The sequence below is a fragment of the Desulfolithobacter sp. genome, from assembly GCF_054025815.1.
This window is the reverse complement of record NZ_JBPMMS010000042.1, coordinates 22,984-40,583: the sequence shown is the minus strand read 5'-3', so window position 1 is coordinate 40,583 and position 17,600 is coordinate 22,984. Positions and strand designations below refer to the sequence as shown.

21 protein-coding genes are annotated in these 17,600 nt (G+C 54.7%); all 21 read left to right on the top strand.

Annotation, left to right across the window (positions count from 1 at the left end; all coding sequences use genetic code 11):
• The first annotated feature begins 17 nt into the window (after positions 1–17).
• The 21 genes from ACXJJY_RS11755 to rpiB all read left to right on the top strand — a co-directional run bounded on the left by ACXJJY_RS11755 (position 18) and on the right by rpiB (position 17,591).
• Positions 18–2,135, top strand: a complete 2,118-nt coding sequence (locus tag ACXJJY_RS11755) for a molybdopterin-dependent oxidoreductase (RefSeq protein WP_456388000.1) — start codon at positions 18–20, stop codon at positions 2,133–2,135.
• Positions 2,132–2,584, top strand: a complete 453-nt coding sequence (locus tag ACXJJY_RS11750) for a 4Fe-4S dicluster domain-containing protein (protein WP_456387998.1) — start codon at positions 2,132–2,134, stop codon at positions 2,582–2,584. The genes ACXJJY_RS11755 and ACXJJY_RS11750 overlap by 4 nt, the downstream gene beginning before the upstream one ends.
• Positions 2,585–2,789: 205 nt before the next feature.
• Entirely contained in the window at positions 2,790–3,407 is a 618-nt protein-coding gene (locus tag ACXJJY_RS11745; RefSeq protein ID WP_456387996.1) for a hypothetical protein, read from the top strand.
• A gap of 402 nt (positions 3,408–3,809) precedes the next feature.
• Positions 3,810–4,223, top strand: a complete 414-nt coding sequence (locus tag ACXJJY_RS11740; protein ID WP_456387994.1) for a PilZ domain-containing protein — start codon at positions 3,810–3,812, stop codon at positions 4,221–4,223.
• 129 nt (positions 4,224–4,352) lie between these two features.
• Positions 4,353–5,177 carry an MlaE family ABC transporter permease gene (locus tag ACXJJY_RS11735; protein WP_456387992.1) on the top strand — a complete coding sequence of 275 codons (825 nt, stop codon included), beginning with the start codon at positions 4,353–4,355 and terminating at the stop codon, positions 5,175–5,177.
• 117 nt (positions 5,178–5,294) lie between these two features.
• Positions 5,295–6,110 (top strand): ABC transporter ATP-binding protein, encoded by an 816-nt coding sequence (locus ACXJJY_RS11730; protein WP_456387990.1) that lies wholly within the window; start codon positions 5,295–5,297, stop codon positions 6,108–6,110.
• 141 nt (positions 6,111–6,251) lie between these two features.
• Positions 6,252–6,701, top strand: coding sequence for an outer membrane lipid asymmetry maintenance protein MlaD (gene mlaD, locus ACXJJY_RS11725; protein ID WP_456387988.1), 450 nt, complete (start codon positions 6,252–6,254; stop codon positions 6,699–6,701).
• Positions 6,702–6,703: 2 nt separating this feature from the next.
• Positions 6,704–7,483, top strand: a complete 780-nt coding sequence (locus ACXJJY_RS11720; RefSeq protein ID WP_456387986.1) for an MlaA family lipoprotein — start codon at positions 6,704–6,706, stop codon at positions 7,481–7,483.
• On the top strand, positions 7,476–8,183 hold the full coding sequence (locus tag ACXJJY_RS11715) for an MlaC/ttg2D family ABC transporter substrate-binding protein (RefSeq protein ID WP_456387984.1): 708 nt from the start codon (positions 7,476–7,478) through the stop codon (positions 8,181–8,183). Before ACXJJY_RS11720 ends, ACXJJY_RS11715 begins: the two co-directional genes overlap by 8 nt.
• Positions 8,180–8,611 carry a Crp/Fnr family transcriptional regulator gene (locus ACXJJY_RS11710; RefSeq protein ID WP_456387982.1) on the top strand — a complete coding sequence of 144 codons (432 nt, stop codon included), beginning with the start codon at positions 8,180–8,182 and terminating at the stop codon, positions 8,609–8,611. Before ACXJJY_RS11715 ends, ACXJJY_RS11710 begins: the two co-directional genes overlap by 4 nt.
• A 216-nt stretch (positions 8,612–8,827) precedes the next feature.
• On the top strand, positions 8,828–9,340 hold the full coding sequence (locus ACXJJY_RS11705; RefSeq protein ID WP_456387980.1) for a YceD family protein: 513 nt from the start codon (positions 8,828–8,830) through the stop codon (positions 9,338–9,340).
• Between the two features lie 43 nt (positions 9,341–9,383).
• Positions 9,384–9,572, top strand: a complete 189-nt coding sequence (gene rpmF, locus ACXJJY_RS11700) for a 50S ribosomal protein L32 (RefSeq protein WP_456387978.1) — start codon at positions 9,384–9,386, stop codon at positions 9,570–9,572.
• Positions 9,573–9,578: 6 nt separating this feature from the next.
• Positions 9,579–10,583: a phosphate acyltransferase PlsX gene (plsX, locus tag ACXJJY_RS11695; RefSeq protein ID WP_456387976.1), complete on the top strand. Its 1,005-nt coding sequence runs from the start codon at positions 9,579–9,581 to the stop codon at positions 10,581–10,583.
• A 23-nt stretch (positions 10,584–10,606) separates the two neighbouring features.
• On the top strand, positions 10,607–11,578 hold the full coding sequence (locus tag ACXJJY_RS11690; RefSeq protein WP_456387974.1) for a beta-ketoacyl-ACP synthase III: 972 nt from the start codon (positions 10,607–10,609) through the stop codon (positions 11,576–11,578).
• 13 nt (positions 11,579–11,591) lie between these two features.
• Entirely contained in the window at positions 11,592–12,743 is a 1,152-nt protein-coding gene (locus ACXJJY_RS11685) for an acyl-CoA dehydrogenase family protein (protein WP_456387972.1), read from the top strand.
• Between the two features lie 37 nt (positions 12,744–12,780).
• The gene (locus ACXJJY_RS11680; protein WP_456387970.1) at positions 12,781–13,560 is read left to right on the top strand and encodes an electron transfer flavoprotein subunit beta/FixA family protein; all 780 of its coding nucleotides are present in this window, start codon (positions 12,781–12,783) and stop codon (positions 13,558–13,560) included.
• Positions 13,561–13,609: 49 nt separating this feature from the next.
• Positions 13,610–14,803 (top strand): FAD-binding protein, encoded by a 1,194-nt coding sequence (locus ACXJJY_RS11675; RefSeq protein ID WP_456387968.1) that lies wholly within the window; start codon positions 13,610–13,612, stop codon positions 14,801–14,803.
• A complete protein-coding gene (gene fabG / locus ACXJJY_RS11670; protein ID WP_456387966.1) occupies positions 14,800–15,549 on the top strand; it encodes a 3-oxoacyl-ACP reductase FabG in 750 nt (249 codons plus the stop codon). Before ACXJJY_RS11675 ends, fabG begins: the two co-directional genes overlap by 4 nt.
• A 112-nt stretch (positions 15,550–15,661) precedes the next feature.
• Entirely contained in the window at positions 15,662–15,892 is a 231-nt protein-coding gene (gene acpP, locus ACXJJY_RS11665) for an acyl carrier protein (RefSeq protein WP_267928554.1), read from the top strand.
• A 17-nt stretch (positions 15,893–15,909) separates the two neighbouring features.
• A complete protein-coding gene (gene fabF / locus ACXJJY_RS11660) occupies positions 15,910–17,151 on the top strand; it encodes a beta-ketoacyl-ACP synthase II (RefSeq protein ID WP_456387964.1) in 1,242 nt (413 codons plus the stop codon).
• A 14-nt stretch (positions 17,152–17,165) separates the two neighbouring features.
• The gene (gene rpiB / locus ACXJJY_RS11655) at positions 17,166–17,591 is read left to right on the top strand and encodes a ribose 5-phosphate isomerase B (RefSeq protein ID WP_456387962.1); all 426 of its coding nucleotides are present in this window, start codon (positions 17,166–17,168) and stop codon (positions 17,589–17,591) included.
• Positions 17,592–17,600 lie beyond the last annotated feature (9 nt).

Below are 17,600 nucleotides of genomic sequence, written 5' to 3'. Positions count from 1 at the left end.
CCAAGAAGGAGATAATCATGAAGAAATCTGTGTACTCGATGTGTGGCATGTGCACGGTTCGCTGTCCGATCCGGGTTGAGGTTGAGGATAACAAGGTGACATGGATCGAGGGCAATCCATATCTGCTCGACAGTGCCCTGTGCGCCAAGGGATCGGCCGGTGTCGCCCTGGTCAATGATGATGAGCGGCCCAGGCAACCCCTGATCAGGGAAGGAGGGCGTGGAGCCGGACGGTGGCAGAAGGTGAGCTGGCCGACCGCCTATGACTATATCGCCGAGAGGCTGAAGAAGATCAAGGCTGACTATGGCCCCGAATCCGTGGTCCTGTCTTCACGCGGGGGACCATGGCAAAATATGTATAAGACTTTTATCCATGCCTTTGGATCGCCAAATTATACAAACCACGATTGCACCTGCGGACGTAACACCCACCATGCCAGCCTGTCTCTGAATGGAGTCGGCAGGAAGGGTTTTATCTATGATATTAAAAATGCCAAACACCTGGTCTGTTTCGGGCGTAATTACTTTGCCTCTCTGCAGATTGCCCAGAGCAACCAGGTGCTTGACATGCTGGACAGCGGAGGGCGTCTTACATATGTCGATGTTCGACAGACCATGACCGGCATAAAGGCCACCAGATTTTTTCAGGTTCGCCCCGGCACCGACTATGCCTTGACGCTGGGCATGATCCATGAAATCATCAAGCGCGGGCTGTATGACAGAGAATTTATCGACCGGTATGTGAGCGGCTTTGACGAACTGTGCACCTTTATCGAAGAATATACTCCTGCCTGGGCGGCCAAGGAGTGTGGGGTCAAGGAAAAGGCCATCATAGAGTTTGTCGACGAAGTGGCTGAAGATATGCCCCGGGTCATCTTTCATCCGGGCTGGAACCTGTCGCGCTACAAGGATTCGTTTTACGCAAGCAGGGCCCTCCACATCCTCAATGTCCTGATGGGCAATATCGAGATCAAGGGCGGGCTGATCATTCCCAAAGGGGCGGGTGATTGTGGCTTTCCCGGTATCCGCAACCTGGACTGTCCAAAACCCGACATCCGGCGGGGAGACGGAGTGGGGTGGAAATATACCCATTTCGATAAAGGTCCGGGCCTGGCCCACCTGTTCTTCGATGCCATGCGTACCGAAGATCCCTATCCGATCAAGGCCTGGATCGCCATGCGTCATGATCCCTTTGCCTGTATGCCCGATCCCCAGCGCCAGAAGCTCTATTTTGACAACTGCGATCTCCTGGTGTCCATCGACACCCATTACAGCGAGTTCGGCTGGTATGCTGATGTGATCCTGCCGGAATCCACCTATCTGGAAAGGGATAATCCTATCTGCCTGCAGAAGGGAACCAAACCACGGCTGGCTGTACGGCGCAAGGCCCTGGAACCACGTTTTGACACCAAGCCCGGCTGGGAAATCTTCAGGCAGCTGGCCGAACGCCTCGATATCAGCGAATACTTTCCGTACAATACCATCGAGGAACTTTACGAATGGCAGCTTGAGGGAACCGGATACACCATTGAGGATTTTGAAGAAAAGGGATTCATTGAGCTTACCGACAAGCCATTGCCCCTGTATGACCGGGACAAGCTGGACGGGCAGTTCAAGACGCCTTCCGGCAGGATCGAGATCATCAGCAGTAAACTCGAAGAAGCCGGCCTGGTGTCGCTTAAGCCCTACACATCTCCCAACAAGCCACCCAAGGGCATGTTCCGGCTGGTTTATGGCCGTTCAGCGGTTCATACGCACAGCCATACCATCAACAATCCGCTCCTTGAAGAGCTGATGCCGGAAAACACCCTGTGGATCAACCACCGGGCAGCTGCCAAACTTGGAATCGAGGATGGAGACATGGTCGAAGTAACGGCTCAGAACGCCAGTTATTCCGGCACTGTTCAGGCCCATGTGACCGAATTTATCCATCCGGAATGTGTCTATACCGTGCATGGTTTTGGCCGTCAGGTCCCGTTGCAGAGTCGGGCCTATCATGCGGGCATCAGTGATCAGAAATTGATGGCAGGATTGCTGGACAACTGGGATCGGGCCGGGGGTGCCATCAACCTCTGCGAAGCCCTGGTTTTTGTGAAGAAGAGTAGCCGGAATCCGAAGAGGAGGGTTGAGTTATGAACACATACATGATCTATCTCAACGCCAAGCGTTGTATCGGTTGCCACGGCTGCGAGGTTCATTGCAAGGTCAACAAGGAGCTGCCTGTGGGGCCGATTCTGTGCGAGATCAGCCACGTGCCTCTTAAGTCCGTCAAGGGAGTGCCCAAGACCGAATTTGAATTCAGGTCCTGTTACCACTGTGACGATCCCTTCTGCGTCCCCATCTGTCCCAAGGACGCCATGATCAAACGGGAGGACGGGATCGTCTATATTGACGAAGAAAAATGCATTGGCTGCATGGCCTGCGCCGGGGCCTGTCCCTGGACCATACCCCAGCTCAATCCGGCAACCGGCAAGGCCGTGAAGTGTGATTACTGCAGAGACCGGGTGGATCAGGGGCTGAAACCGGCCTGTGTGACCAAGTGTACCACCCATGCCCTGCGTTTTGTCCGGTTGCAGGATGTATAACAATGAACAATAACAATGAACAGCTCCAGGTGTGATCCGGGCGCTGGCGAACAGGGGACAGGTATCGGCCTGGCCCCTGTTTTTTTTTTGATGGACATGGATCCCTTGCCGGGATAGAAATGGGCAGGCTGTCATGGAGTGGCAGCCTGGAACATGGACTGTAAATGTCCGCCTGCAACCGGACTGAAACCAGGACAGGAAGGAAATGGAGCTTTTGTACGGACTGCTTGACTGGTTATACTATGGGGTCATTGCTCCTTTTTTTCGATTTCTCAGCCAGACTCTCACCCTGATATTTCTGAAGCCATTGGCAATGCTGGGGCTTCCGGTCTGGCTGCAGGTCGCCCTGGTTGCCGTCTTCACGGCTGCGCTGGCCTTTCGCATCCGTCGCTGGTTGCGGGTGGAAGAGAAGGTTCAGGAATTCAACGAGCGGTTTGCCGAAAAGAGAAAGGCCCAGCAGGATCTGCAGCTGATTTCCGACTGGAAGAGCCGTGACGCCCTGTACCGGGCAACAGATGAAGAGTTGAATCATGAGTACAACACCTTTCTTGCCTACCACTATGCCCGTTATGTGCTGGTCTACCTGCTGCCTCTTTTTTTGATTCTGGCGTGGCTCAATAACTATTTTTCCGCACCGCGGCTCATTGCCCGTTTTGGCAAGCCCTTTGTTATTCTCCTGCCGGAGAACCGGCTCGGAACCCCGGGCCTTTCGGTCACCTTTATCTTCCTCCTGGTCTATGTTGTTTCTCTGATCATCGGCTTCAGAATAAAAAAATATCGCATGTCTCAACAGGCTGTTGAAAAACGTAACGAACGAAGATGAGACAAGGAAAAATGAGGCGAAAAAGCACAGTGTACATGGAGTACATGTCCATTTTAAGTCGAATTTTGACGCAGTATCATCAAGCGTAATAGTTTTTCAACGGTCTTTTAAGCGCTGCCTGTCCATCCGGCGTGTCTTTTTACAATCTGGTCGTTTCTCTCTGGCAGAGAGAAAATGCGATGTCTTCTCCCCGGTCGGTGACAGTTGGGCCTGGGTGGTAATCACATTTTGTTTTGCGTATGGGAAAAAATCTTCTAAGATAGAGTCCAGAGTAAAAAAATGTGAGTACCATCAAGATTCAGAAAATAGCTGGGGCAACGTATAACATCGTCATTTCTACACCGGTGCTGAGTTTCGGTGATAATCAAAAAGTATCAGGCACAGGCACCTGAAAAACAACCTATGCCTCGACAGGATCCAGATATATCCGCATCCGAAAGAAACCGACGCCGCTTTTCCAGGGTTCTGTTCAACCGAACAGCCCGGCTGTACCTGGGAGGCAGGCGGTACGAATATGAGAAGATACGCAATCTGAGTATAGGCGGCGTTTTTGTTGAGGGACACTACAAGGCCGATCCGGGAGAAATCTGTGAGCTGGAACTGCATGAGAGCGGTCGCCATTCCAGCCTGATCCTGAGATTTTTCGCTCGGATTGTTCGGATCACCGACAACGGAGTGGCACTGGAATTTATTGATATGGGGCAGGATGCTTATATGTTTCTCCAAACCATGGTCCTCTACCACTCTGATGATCCGTACACCATTGCTCTGGAGTTTCTTGACGGTTTTCCTGCAGCGCTGCAGGAAAACCGCTGAATCGGCTTTTTTGCTGCAGTCCTTTCTTGCCGGATAGTCTCCCAACCGAAAAAGGCAGGCACCAGGAGTTAACAGTGGTATGCACGATTGTTTTTCAAGCATGCCCGTAACTTATTGATCTGTATTTACATGAAGGAAAGTACCACGCAAACAGACCTTGCACCGGTTTTGAGGCCCTTTGCCGCCATTGGCGGCCAGGCGCTCTATCTGGTAACCGATATGGGGAAAATGACTATTTTTCTTTTTCTCGCCCTGCTTGGTCTGTTTAAACGGCCATTTCGTTTCAACGAGCTGCTCAAGCAGATGTGGTTTATCGGCGCCGGGTCGGTCACGGTGATTTTTTTCACCGCCCTGTCGTCGGGAATGGTGCTCGGGTTGCAGGGGTACTATTCTTTGCATAAATTCGGTGCCGAAGGCATGCTGGGTTCAGCGGTCTCATTGACGCTCATCATGGAACTCGGGCCGGTTCTCACCGCGCTTATGGTTACCGGCCGGGCCGGATCGGCCATGTGTGCCGAAATCGGGATCATGCGCATTTCCGAACAGATCGATGCGCTCGAGTGTATGGCCGTGGATCCGTTCAGGTATCTGATCTCGCCAAAGTTTCTGGCGGCCCTCATTTCTGTTCCCCTGCTGACTGCCATGTTCGACGTGGTAGGCATCTTTGGCGGCTACCTGGCCGGGGTCAAGTTGATGGGAGTGAACTCCGGGGCCTTTTTCAGCGGCATGCAGCAGAGCGTGACCAATCATGATATTCGGCTCGGGGTTATCAAGTCCTTTGTTTTTGCACTGCTCCTGGTCTGGATCTGTACCGGACGGGGTTATTTCGTTCAACAGATTCGCGGAGCCGGTTTCGGGGCTGAAAGTGTGAGCAAGGTGACCACTCAGGCAGTGGTGATATCGTCCATTTCGATCCTGGTTTTTGACTATCTGCTGACTGCGATTCTCCTGTAACTGGAGAGCTGCTTACAATCTTTCCTTAAAATCCCGGTTTGTTGCCTGGCCAGTGATTGGTGCCGGTTAAGACTGTATCGTTCCGGAGGAGTTTCTGGCTGGTGCTGGACTGATAATATGACAGACACACAAAAAAAACATTCCGAAGACCCGGCCATCCGTTTTGTCGACGTGACCAAGAGTTTTCCTTCACGTCACGGGCGCCATATTGTGCTCAGCGGGGTCAACTTCCAGGTTCCCCGGGGAAAGACTACCGTCATCGCCGGTGGCTCGGGCTCGGGCAAGAGCGTGACTCTTAAGCTGATTCTCGGATTGATGCGTCCGGACAGTGGGCAGATCCTGGTGGAGGGACAGAATGTACCCGCCCTCAGGGGACGGGCTCTGCAGCAGGTTCGCGTTCGTTTCGGAGTTCTTTTCCAGGGAGCGGCCCTGTTTGATTCGCTCACGGTTTTTGAAAATGTGGCCCTGCCTCTGCGCGAGCGAACAAGACTTGATGCTGGTGCCATACAGGTCCAGGTAATGAAAACCCTGGAACAGTTGGAGCTCGGTGGTCATGAAAACAAGTATCCGGCCCAGCTTTCCGGGGGTATGCGTAAAAGGGTGGGCCTGGCCAGGGCCCTGCAGCTTGATCCTGAAATAGTTCTTTTTGATGAGCCGACCACAGGACTCGATCCGGTGATGACCAGGGAAATCTATCAGCTTTTCTACCGGACCCAGCAAGAGATAGGCTACACTGCCATTATTGTCAGTCATGATATCCCGCGGGTGTTCAGTCTGGCCGATCAGGTGATTCTGCTCTCCAGGGGCGAGATGGATGTGTTTGAAAGCCCTGAGGAGATTCAGTGGTCGGAAAAAGAGTATATCAAGGATTTTGTCGCTTCGACCATGGGTGAGATCTACGAGAGCAGCCGGGTGGAACAGGGGCGTTTCTGAGTCGGGCGGACCTTGTTGGGGCTTTGGCGGGTCCTGTGGTCGGAAGGATAAGGGGGAGGGCATTACTGGCTCAAAAAGCCGTTTTGTCGAAGGTGTCTTCTGCCTTCCCGGAAAAAACAAACTTTAAAATCAAGATGAGTTATGGGTAATTCACGTGTTGAAATAATGGTCGGCATTTTTCTGGTTCTCGGCCTGATGGCCTTTGGCTGGCTTGCCATACAGTTGGGGGAACTTCCCTGGCTCGCCGGCAGTAAAACCTATGTGGTGTATGCGGATTTTGACAATGTGTCCGGGGTCAAGCCCGGAGCCGACGTGCAGATAGCCGGGGTGACCGTGGGTACTGTCCGGGATCTTGAGCTGACCGAGGACGCCCTGGCCCGGGTCGCCATGCAGATAGATAAAATTATCAAAATTCCCGTCGACTCCATGGCATCGGTCAAGTCTCAGGGAATCATCGGCGACAAGATCATCCAAATAACCCTGGGTGGAGACGAGGAAAATTTAAAGCCAGGGGAGGTGATCAGTGATACCGAGTCATCTGTTGATCTGGAATCTCTTATCTCTAAATTTGCTTTCGGTCAGGTAAAATAAAAATGAGCGTGTATCTTTTACCGGCACGGCGATGGTATATCCTGGGCCTCCTGATCCTGCTGGTCCTGGTTGCCGGGACGGTCAGGGCTGCCGGAGACGAGGATGTTGATTTTCTAAACGATGATTTTTATGCCGAGGAGGGGGCAGGGACCGAGGTTCCCGATCCCCTGGAGCCCCTGAATCGGGTCATGTTCAACTTCAACGACAAAGCCTATCTGTGGGTGCTCAAACCGGTGGCCACCACCTACGCAGACACAGTACCCTGGGAGATGCGCTGGTGTGTTGACAGCTTCTTCAACAACCTGCTGGAACCTGTTCGTTTTGCCAATGCCCTGCTGCAACTGAGGCTGGGGGATGCCGGCACGATTCTGGGGCGTTTTTTTATCAATACCACACTGGGAGTTTTCGGGTTGGCCGATGTGGCGGAGCGGGAATTTGAAATCGCCACCGTGGAGGCCAGTCTGGGTGAAACATTGGCTGCCTGGGGAATCGGCGATGGCCTCTACCTCGTGATTCCCTTCTACGGTTCCACCACCCTGCGGGATTTCACCGGCACCATGGCGGAAACTTTAGTGACTCCCTATTATCTCCTGGCTGACTCCTGGAAGGAGGAAGGCTTGATCTATGCAGGAAAAAATATTAATAACCTCACGTTTCACCTGGGTGAATACGAGCATATGAAAGAACTTTCCTTTGATCCTTACATTGCACTGAGAAATGGTTATTTTCAATACCGCCGTCAGCAGCGAAGCCGTGCGCAGGGCGAGAACAACAATGAATAGAGATTATGTCGGCATGGATGGAGGACCTGTGGCAGACAGCCGATCAGGTATGCAGTGGATTCCCATCTGGTGTGCTGTCCTGCTCTTTCTTGCCGGAGCCCTGCTTCCGGCAACCGTGGTGCGGGCGGCAACACCGGATCCATCGGATCAGTTGCGGCCGTTTATAGATAAGGTGATTCAGATTATCAGTGACGCCAGGGAACGCCAGGACCCCGATTGTGACCTCTGTCAGCGTATCATCGATGTGGCCCGGGAGCGGTTTGATTTTCGGGAAATGTCCAAGCGGGTGCTTGGACGGCAGTGGCGCCAACTTTCCAGGGAACAGCAGGATGAATTTGTCGGGCTATTCACCAGACTCCTGCAGTATGCCTATATAGGTAATATTCAGGAGTATACCGGCCAGAAAATCGAGTTCAGGAAACAGCGGATCAAGGGCAGGCGCGCCGAAGTAAAGACGGTCCTCATCGATAAGGAAAGGACCATACCGGTCTCTTACATCATGATCCTCAAGGGCGATCAATGGCTGGTGTATGATATCGTGGTCGAAGGGGTCAGCCTGGTGCGCAATTACATGGAGCAGTTTCGTCAGATTCTGCGCCGGGAGAAGTACGACGGCCTGGTCCAGAAGCTGCGTGACAAGATCAAGACCCTGGAGCAGCAGCGTCGGGAACAGTTTGCCCAAAAGGACAGTGACGGATGAAACTGGAAGATCTGTTTCCCTTTCTGAACCCTGAGGAGGCCGGTATCCTGGCCGGTTTCCTTGAACCTTTGGAGGTGAAGGCCGGGGAGGACATCTTTATCTGGGGGCAGCCGGCCGTGTTCATGGTCTTTATCGCCCGGGGTCGGCTGGTGGTAAAGAAGCCGACCGAATTCCCCGGCAAAGACCAGGTCATCGCCGTGCTTGAGACCGGCAGTTTTGCCGGCGAGGCAGGGATCCTCGATGACTCTGTTCACGGGGCGACTGTTACCGCTGTCCAGGACTCGGAATTGCTGAGTTTAAAAAGGACCTCCTTTGCCGCCCTGGTCAGGAGCCATCCAGGGTTGGCCATCGATTTACTGCGTTACCTGCTGGCAATCGTTCATCTTCGTCTGCAGAAGACATCCCACCGACTTTCCATGGTCCTCTGAGCAGTTTTTTTGGGCTTCTCCCGTAACGAACCGTCCGCGATTCCGGGAGGCGTCCTCCTGATCTGTTCCCCTTCCACCTGCCTGATTTGATTACTGATGTCATATTCTCTCATTTTATGATGGATATCTGTAATTTTTTTGTGTACAGTCCTTTGTTTTGTTGCTAATTATCGTGCCTGTTTCCCGGCACGGTATGGATACAGGGCAGGGCGATTCTTGAAAGTTCCATTTGCTGAAATTGCCGAAGACGGCACCAGATACGATATCACTGATATTTCGTGGTTTCCGGAAAAAGATTTTGCCAGGCTGGCGCCGGTCAATGCCACACTTTTACTGGTCCGTAAGGCCGCAGGCAGAGTGGAGGTCCAGGGACATCTTGAAACCACGGTGGAGCTCCGGTGCGATCGCTGTCTCAAACCCTATGGCTTGCGTATTGATACAGGTATCGATTTAATCCTCGAATGTCCCGATGAAGAACACTGGAAACTTCGAGAGGTCGTCTGCACTGCCGAAGATCTGGACATCGTGGTGCTCAGAGAGCCGATAGCCGACCTTGACGATGTGCTGCGCCAGCAACTCTATCTGGCACTGCCGTTCAAACAGTTGTGTGCCACCGAATGCAAGGGTTTGTGCAGCCGTTGCGGGGCAGACTTGAATCAGGGGCCCTGTGGTTGTGATCCCGGAGAGAATCTGTCTCCTTTTTCCGTGCTGGCCAGGTTGAAGAAATAACGAAGGCAAAGTTGTACTATTACTTCCGTCAGGAGGAAAGAAAATGGCGTTACCCAAAAGAAGACATTCCCGTTCCCGCACCCGCAAGCGGCGGGCCCATGATTCGCTCAAGGCACCCAATGTGGTTAACTGTCCCGAGTGCGGTGAGCCGAAGCTGCCGCACAGGCTCTGCGGCGGGTGCGGAGTATACAAGGGAAGAAGCGTTATCCGTCTCGAGGACGAACTCAGTTAGTCAGCCGTGCGTATAGCCCTTGATGCCATGGGCGGAGACTGCGGCCCTGAGCTTCTGATCGAGGGGGCCCTGGCCGCAGTTCGTGACAACAGGGATTTTGAAGTCGTCTTGCTCGGTCCGAGCGTTGAGCTGGAAAAGCAGGTCGCACTCCTTGCCGATACAACACTGTCCTCCCGGCTCAGCATCCAGCACGCATCACAGGTGGTATCCATGCACGAATCTCCGGTGGAGGCCGTGCGCAAGAAAAAGGATTCCACCATCATGGTCGGTTTTGATCTGGTTCGCCAGGGCAAGGCAGATGCCGTCGTGTCCGCCGGCAACTCCGGCGCCACCCTGGCTGCCGCCGTACGCAAGCTCGGCAGGCTCAAGGGGGTGGCAAGGCCGGGCATTGCCAGTCTTTTCCCTACCTTGAAAGAACCGGTGATCCTGATGGACATCGGTGCCAATGTTGACTGCCGACCACAGCATCTCCTCCAGTTCGCCATCATGGCCGCCTCCTGTTCCCGTCTTCTGCTTGGTATCAAACGTCCCCGAGTTGGTTTGCTCAGTATCGGAGAGGAGAGCGGGAAGGGTAATGCCCTGGTGAAAGAGACTCATGCCCTGCTCAGGCAGAGCGGTCTCAACTTCATCGGTAACGTGGAGGGCCGGGATGTGTACCAGGGCGATGTGGATGTGATCGTCTGCGACGGTTTTGTCGGTAACATTTCGCTCAAGATAAGCGAAGGGCTCGCCGAGGCGGCCATGCAGATGCTCAAGGACGAGATCATGAAGTCCCTGCGTGCCAAGATCGGCTACCTTCTTATACGCAAGGCCTTTTCCCGGTTCCGTAAACGGGTGGATTATGCCGAGTACGGGGGTGCACCGCTTCTTGGTATCGATGGTGTGGGGATTATCTGCCACGGCAAATCCAATGCCGTTGCGATAAAGAACGGTATCGAGGTGGCGGCCGATATGGTCAGGAGTCGGGTCAACGATTCCATACGCTCTTCTCTTGAAGAGTACGCAAATTGAGACAGGGAGATAGATAGCAAACCATGCGAGCCGCAGTCTTGGGAACAGGGTCATGCCTGCCGGAAAAGGTGCTGACCAATACTGACCTCGAAAAATTGGTGGAAACCTCCGACGAGTGGATCACCTCCCGGACCGGTATCAGTACACGGCGTATCGCCGGGCCTGGAGAGGAAAATTATAAACTTGCGTCAACCGCAGCCCGTCGTGCCCTGGAGATGGCAAAGGTCACCCCTGAAGAACTGGATCTGGTGGTGGTCGCCACCCTGACACCCCATATGATGATGCCCTCCTCAGCCTGTTTCGTTCAGGCGGAAATAGGGGCAGTCAATGCCTTTGCCTATGATTTCAATGCCGCCTGTTCCGGTTTTCTCTATGGCCTTGATCTGGTGGACAGCTATATAGCCCGCCGACCGGATATGAAGATCCTTCTCGTCGGCTCAGAGACCCTTTCGGCCCGGGTCAACTGGGAGGATCGTAACACCTGTATCCTTTTTGGGGACGGGGCCGGAGCCTGTGTACTCACCGGCAGTGAGCAGGGCGGCGTACTGGCGTGCAGGCTTCTGTCTGATGGTCGGCTCTGGAACCTTCTCTACATGGACAGCCCGGAAAGCAGAAACCCCGCTATCCGTCAGCCGGACCGCAAGGGGTGCTATATCCAGATGTCCGGCCGGGACGTATTCAAATATGCGGTCCGGTCCATGGAGGATGCGGTCGTCGGATTGCTTCGGGAAACCGGAATCACCATTGACGAGGTGGACCTGATGATTCCCCATCAGGCCAATATCCGCATACTTGGCAAACTCATGGAACGCCTCGGTGTTCCTGATGAAAAGCTCTACATTAACGTAGATAAATATGGTAATACATCGGCAGCCAGCATACCCATTGCTCTGGATGAAGCGAACCGGCAGGGGATTCTGTCTAGGGGACAACGTATTCTGTTCTGTTCCTTCGGTGGTGGTTTCACATGGGGTGCCCTGTTGATGGACTGGTAATAAGGAGAACTTTGTGGATTATTTTCTGACCGAAGAACAGCAGATGATCCGGGATACGGCCCGGGAGATCGCCAGCGAGAAGATTATTCCCGTCCGGGCGGAACTCGATGAGAAAAATGAGTTTCCGACCTCTATTCTCGAGGATATGGCCAAGGCCGATCTGTTCAGTATCTTTATTCCCGAAGAGTATGGCGGCCTTGGTGGCGGTTGTTTCGAGATTGTCGTGGCCCTGGAAGAGCTTGCCAGAGGATGTGTCGGCGTGGCGACCAGTTATGCGGCCAGTGCCCTGGGTATCTTCCCGGTGCTCATCGCCGGCAGCGAGGAAATGAAAAAGAAATATTTGCCCGATGTGGCCGCCGGAACCCGCTGGGCTGCCTTTGGCCTGACCGAGGCCAATGCCGGCAGCGATGCTGGCGGGGTCCAGACTACCGCTGTGCTGGATGGGGACGAGTGGGTACTCAACGGCACCAAGCAGTGGATCACCAATGGCGGCGAGGCTCACCTCTATACCATTGTTGCGCTCACCGATCCCAGCAAAGGCGCCCGCGGCGCTTCCATCTTTCTGGTCGAGGACGGAGATCCGGGTTTTTCCTATGGCAAGAAAGAAGACAAAATGGGCATCCGGGCTTCGGCCACCAGAGAGCTCATCCTCAAGGACTGCCGAATCCCCAGGGATCGGCTGGTGGGGCGTCAGGGCACTGGTTTTATAACGGTCATGAAAACTCTGGACATCTCCAGGCCCGGTATCGCTTCCCTGGGTGTGGGACTTGGACAGGCTGCCCTGGATGAGGCGGTGACCTATGCCAAGCAGAGGGTTCAGTTCGGCAAGCCGATCATCAGTTTCCAGGCCATTTCACATATGCTGGCCGACATGGCTATCCAGGTCGAGGCTGCCCGGGCACTTGTCTATGCCGCTGCCAGGCACATCGATTCCAACCCGAAAAAGATGAGTAAGGCCTCTTCCATGTGCAAGGTCTTTGCCACCGACATGGCCATGAAGGTTGCCATCGACGCGGTACAGGTTCTGGGGGGATATGGCTATATGAAGGAGTATCCGGTTGAAAAAATGATGCGTGATGCCAAGATTCTCCAGATCTACGAGGGAACCAACCAGATCCAGCGTAATGTTATCGGCCAGGAGCTCAATAAGGAGTATGCTTCCTGAGATTATCTATCCATCCTGAATCAAAATAAAAATATCAATGAATATTCTTGTTTGCATCAAGCAGGTTCCTGATGCCAAAGATGTCCGTCTTGATCCGGAAACCAACACCCTGGCCCGGGAAGGCGTTTCGTCTATCATGAATCCTTATGACCGGCATGCGCTGGAAGAGGCGGTTCGTCTCAAGGAGGAGCATGGTGGAGAGGTTACGGTGTTGTCCATGGGGCCACCCCAGGCCGAGGAAGTCTTGCGGGAGGCCATTTCCTGTGGTGCCGATCATGCTGCCCTGGTTTCGGACCGGGCCTTTGCCGGAGCCGACACCTGGGCAACCTCATATACCCTGGCCAAGGCCATCGAGATTCTTGGCAGCTTCGATCTGATACTCTGCGGCAAGCAGGCCATTGACGGTGATACGGCCCAGGTCGGACCGGGACTGGCCAGCCGGTTGCAGGTTCCTTATGTCACCTGTGTGCAGAAGACCCGGAGCGCAGACAGTGGCAGCATCGTGGTGGAGAGGATGATGGACGACGGCTATGACGTGGTTCGATTGCCGCTGCCCGCCCTGCTCACCGTGGTCAAGGATGTCAACGAACCCCGGGTTCCCTCGCTCAAGGGCAAGATGAAGGCCAAAAAGGCACAGATAAGGGTGTTGTCGGCTGCGGACATAGGGGCGGAGGAAGGCTGTATTGGCTTGGCTGGTTCGCCGACCCAGGTGGTCAGGGTTTTCTCTCCCGAGCCGCGGGACGATCGGACTTTGTTTGAGGGTACCCCCGAAGAACAGGTGGAGCAACTGGTGGCGGCCCTGCGCTCGGCACTGTAACTGAGGTGCCTGGTCTGGTTTCTGATTTTTGATTTTCTGATTACCTGTTATGCTGATTGTAGATACGGAAAAATGTATAGGGTGCGGGGTTTGTGAAGAGACCTGCGCCTTTGGCGCCATAACTGTGAAAGATTCCATCGCGGTGGTGGGTGATACCTGTACCCTTTGCGGCAGTTGCGTCGACAACTGCGAGGTGGAGGCCCTGCATATCGAGGGCGGTGCCCGAAAGGGAGACACGGATCTGGCTCAGTGGTCGGGGATCTGCGTCTTTGCCGAGTATAGGCACGGACAGATCGCACCGGTGGCCTATGAGCTGCTGGGCATCGGTCGGCAGCTTGCTGATCAGCGTGGGGTGGCCCTGAGCGCGGTTCTTTTCGGTGACCAGGTGCGTGAGTATGCAAATCAGCTGATCGCTGCCGGGGCGGATACCGTCTATGTGGTGGACCATCCGGCTCTGGCCGACTATCGTGAAGATGTGTATGGTCGCGTCCTCGAAGACCTGATCCGGACCCGTAAGCCGGAAGTGGTTCTTGCCGGGGCCACGGCCATCGGCCGTTCTGTTATACCTCAAGTGGCCACGGCTCTTGGTGCCGGGTTGACCGCAGACTGTACCCAGTTGGCCATTCGCGAGGAAGATGGTATGCTCCTTCAGACACGGCCTGCCTTTGGCGGCAATATCATGGCCACCATTGAATGTCCCCATTCAAGGCCGCAGATGGCCACGGTCCGGCCCAAGGTCATGGCACCGGCTCCGGTGGATCCAGCCAGGGTCGGAGAAGTGGTGGATGTTGAGGTGGATGAGGAGTTGCTGCAGTCCCGGATCGAGGTCCTGGAGAGTGTCCGGGAGGAAGGAGAAAATGTCAATATTCAGGAATTTGAAGTCCTGGTGGCCGGCGGTCGCGGGCTGGAGAATGAAAAAGGTTTTGAGCTGATAGAGAAACTTGCCGAGGAGCTTGGTGGCGCAGTGGCTGCCTCGCGGGCAGCAGTGGATGCCGGCTGGATAAGCTATCCACATCAGGTTGGCCAGACCGGCAAGACAGTGTGTCCGAAACTCTATATTGCCTGTGGTATTTCCGGTGCCGTCCAGCATGCTGTCGGCATGCAGTCCGCCGATATTATCGTGGCCATAAACCGGGACGAGAAGGCGCCGATTTTCGATTTCGCCACCTACGGTCTGGTGGGAGATCTTTTCGAGATCGTCCCGCTGCTGACTGAAAAACTCAGGGAGACAAAAGGACAGTGACGATTCAGGGTAAAACAGCACTGGTAACCGGCGGCAGCCGTGGTATCGGCCGGGCGGTCTGCCAGCGGCTTGCCGCCATGGGCGTTGTGGTCGGTATCAATTACGTCGGTAACCTGGACGCCGCGGAAGAGACGCTGGCCGCCATCAGGGAGCTTGGCGGCAGTGGATTTCTCTGCCGGTTCGACGTTGCTGATGCCGGCGCAGTTCAGGAAAGCTTCAAGCAGATCGGGACAGAACACGGGGTAGTGGAAATTCTGGTCAATAATGCCGGCATCACCCGGGATGGGCTCATGGCCAGAATGAAGGAAGATGACTGGGACAAGGTTCTGGACACAAACCTCAAGGGCGCCTTTCTCTGTTCCAAGGCAGCGATGCGGGCAATGATGAAGAATCGCTGGGGCCGGATCATCAATATCTCGTCGGTTATCGGTTTTCTGGGCAATGCCGGCCAGGTCAACTATGCCTCGGCCAAAGCCGGGCTCGTCGGTCTGACAAAATCCATGGCCCGGGAGCTGGCTCCCCGTAATGTTACGGTCAACTGCGTGGCGCCAGGCTATATTGTCACCGACATGACCAGTGGTCTTGGCGAGGATGTCCAGCAGGCCATCAAGGCCCAGATTCCCCTGGGAACTCTGGGTACGCCTGAAGATGTGGCGGCGGCTGTTGCCTTCCTGGCCGGGGATGACGCCTCCTACATGACTGGTCAGACGCTGCACGTCAACGGTGGGATGTACATGGGAAATTGATTCATGGGTCCTGTGAGCAGGGCTCATGCTGTAGCCAGGGTGCCGGGCGTCGGTGCCATCGACCCCGGATACTTGAACATATCATCTAAAAAATATTTCAGGAGAAAAAGCAATGGCAGTTGAAGACAAAATGATCGATATCATCGTTGAGCAGCTCAGTGTAGACCGGGATAAGGTCGTACCAGGGGCCTCCTTTGTCGATGACCTTGGAGCCGACTCTCTGGATCTGGTTGAGCTTATCATGGCCATGGAAGAAGAATTCGACGTGGAAATTCCCGATGAAGAGGCGGAAAAGATCGCCACGGTTCAGGATGCCATCGATTATGTCAATAAACTGAAGTAGGACGCGGGACGTATAAGGTGAAAAGACGGGTTGTTGTCACCGGAGTGGGACTGGTTACCCCACTTGGTACCGGTACGGACAGAACATGGCAGGGGCTTCTCGAAGGCCGGAGCGGAGTGGGACCTATCACTCGTTTCGATGCCTCGGACCAGGCTTCGCAGATTGCCGCCGAGGTCAGGGATTTTACCCCGGAACTGTGGTTTGAAAAGAAACAGGTCAAGAATCTGGATCTGTTTGTCCAGTATGCCGTGGCTGCCGCCGACATGGCGATGGAGGACGCCGGTCTGTCCGTGAAGGAAAACGAGGCCGAGCGTTTCGGGGTTATAACCGGCTGTGGCATGGGGGGACTGCCCACCATCGAGCAGTATCACAGTGTCTATCTTAAACGCGGTCCGCGCCGGATAACACCGTTTTTCATTCCCAGGGTGATTCCCAATATGCCGTCTGGTCACATATCCATGCGATTTGGCGCCAAGGGGCCCAACATGGCCCTTTCAACCGCCTGCGCCGCCGGAACCCATGCAGTGGGCGAGGCCTTCAGGCATATCGCCTATGGGGACTGTGACATGGCCATTACCGGCGGGGCCGAATCGGTTATCTGTCCGCTCGCTGTGGGAGGTTTTTCTTCCATGAAGGCCCTGTCTACCCGTAACGACGACCCGGAGTACGCGTCCCGTCCTTTTGATCGCGATCGGGACGGTTTTATTATTGCCGAGGGTTCAGGAATGCTTGTCCTTGAGGAGCTGGAGCATGCCCGGGCGCGGGGCGCGACCATCTACGCCGAAATGGCCGGGTACGGACTGACCAGCGATGCCTACCACATCGCCGCTCCTCCGGAAGATGGCGAAGGAGCTGCAAGGTGCATGGCCATGGCCCTGCGGGATGCCGGGCTCAATCCCGAGGATGTGGACTACATCAATGCGCACGGTACTTCCACACCGCTCAATGACCGGTGTGAGACCGCTGCCATCAAGACCGTCTTTGGCGATCATGCCTGGAAGCTGGCCATCAGTTCCACTAAGTCCATGACCGGGCACATGCTCGGTGGCGCCGGTGGCATTGAGTCTGTCTTCACAGCTCTGTCCGTCGCCCACGGTCTGGTGCCGCCCACGGCCAATCTTGAACATCCCGATCCGGCCTGTGATCTCGATTATGTTCCCGGCTCAGCCAGAGAAATCAAGATCCGTGCCGCTCTGTCTAATTCTTTTGGTTTCGGCGGTACCAACGCTGTCATTGTCATGAAACGCTTTGATGGTTGAGAGGAGAGGAAACAGTGAAAATAGCGATCGGCAGTGACCACGGCGGCTTTGATTTCAAACAGCTCGTCATCGATCAGCTGGAAAAGCTCGGTCAGGAAGTGGTGGACCTGGGCTGCTATTCCAGGGAATCGGTGGACTATCCGGAATTTGCCGACGCTGTTTGCGCCGCGGTACGCAGTGGCGAATGTGAACGCGGCATCCTGATCTGCGGTACCGGTATCGGTATGTCTATTGCTGCTAACAGGCACCGTGATATCCGAGCCGCGCTCTGTCACGAGTCCTATACAGCCAGGATGAGCCGGGAACATAACAACGCCAATGTCCTCTGTCTGGGTGGAAGGGTACTGGGGGTAGAGATAGCCCTTGAGGTCGTAACCACATGGGTCCAGACCGAATTTGCCGGCGGACGGCACCAGCGGCGGTTGGAGATGTTTTCGTGACACCGCGGC

Excerpts from the sequence above, each read along its gene's own strand:
- ACXJJY_RS11715 (WP_456387984.1), top strand. The coding sequence starts at position 7,476 with ATGAATAGAGATTATGTCGGCATGGATGGAGGACCTGTGGCAGACAGC.
- ACXJJY_RS11675 (WP_456387968.1), top strand. The coding sequence starts at position 13,610 with ATGCTGATTGTAGATACGGAAAAATGTATAGGGTGCGGGGTTTGTGAA.
- ACXJJY_RS11710 (WP_456387982.1), top strand. The coding sequence starts at position 8,180 with ATGAAACTGGAAGATCTGTTTCCCTTTCTGAACCCTGAGGAGGCCGGT.
- ACXJJY_RS11740 (WP_456387994.1), top strand. The coding sequence starts at position 3,810 with ATGCCTCGACAGGATCCAGATATATCCGCATCCGAAAGAAACCGACGC.
- ACXJJY_RS11720 (WP_456387986.1), top strand. The coding sequence starts at position 6,704 with ATGAGCGTGTATCTTTTACCGGCACGGCGATGGTATATCCTGGGCCTC.
- mlaD (WP_456387988.1), top strand. The coding sequence starts at position 6,252 with ATGGGTAATTCACGTGTTGAAATAATGGTCGGCATTTTTCTGGTTCTC.
- ACXJJY_RS11750 (WP_456387998.1), top strand. The coding sequence starts at position 2,132 with ATGAACACATACATGATCTATCTCAACGCCAAGCGTTGTATCGGTTGC.
- rpmF (WP_456387978.1), top strand. The coding sequence starts at position 9,384 with ATGGCGTTACCCAAAAGAAGACATTCCCGTTCCCGCACCCGCAAGCGG.
- ACXJJY_RS11690 (WP_456387974.1), top strand. The coding sequence starts at position 10,607 with ATGCGAGCCGCAGTCTTGGGAACAGGGTCATGCCTGCCGGAAAAGGTG.
- ACXJJY_RS11735 (WP_456387992.1), top strand. The coding sequence starts at position 4,353 with ATGAAGGAAAGTACCACGCAAACAGACCTTGCACCGGTTTTGAGGCCC.
- ACXJJY_RS11755 (WP_456388000.1), top strand. The coding sequence starts at position 18 with ATGAAGAAATCTGTGTACTCGATGTGTGGCATGTGCACGGTTCGCTGT.
- ACXJJY_RS11680 (WP_456387970.1), top strand. The coding sequence starts at position 12,781 with ATGAATATTCTTGTTTGCATCAAGCAGGTTCCTGATGCCAAAGATGTC.
- acpP (WP_267928554.1), top strand. The coding sequence starts at position 15,662 with ATGGCAGTTGAAGACAAAATGATCGATATCATCGTTGAGCAGCTCAGT.
- ACXJJY_RS11745 (WP_456387996.1), top strand. The coding sequence starts at position 2,790 with ATGGAGCTTTTGTACGGACTGCTTGACTGGTTATACTATGGGGTCATT.
- ACXJJY_RS11730 (WP_456387990.1), top strand. The coding sequence starts at position 5,295 with ATGACAGACACACAAAAAAAACATTCCGAAGACCCGGCCATCCGTTTT.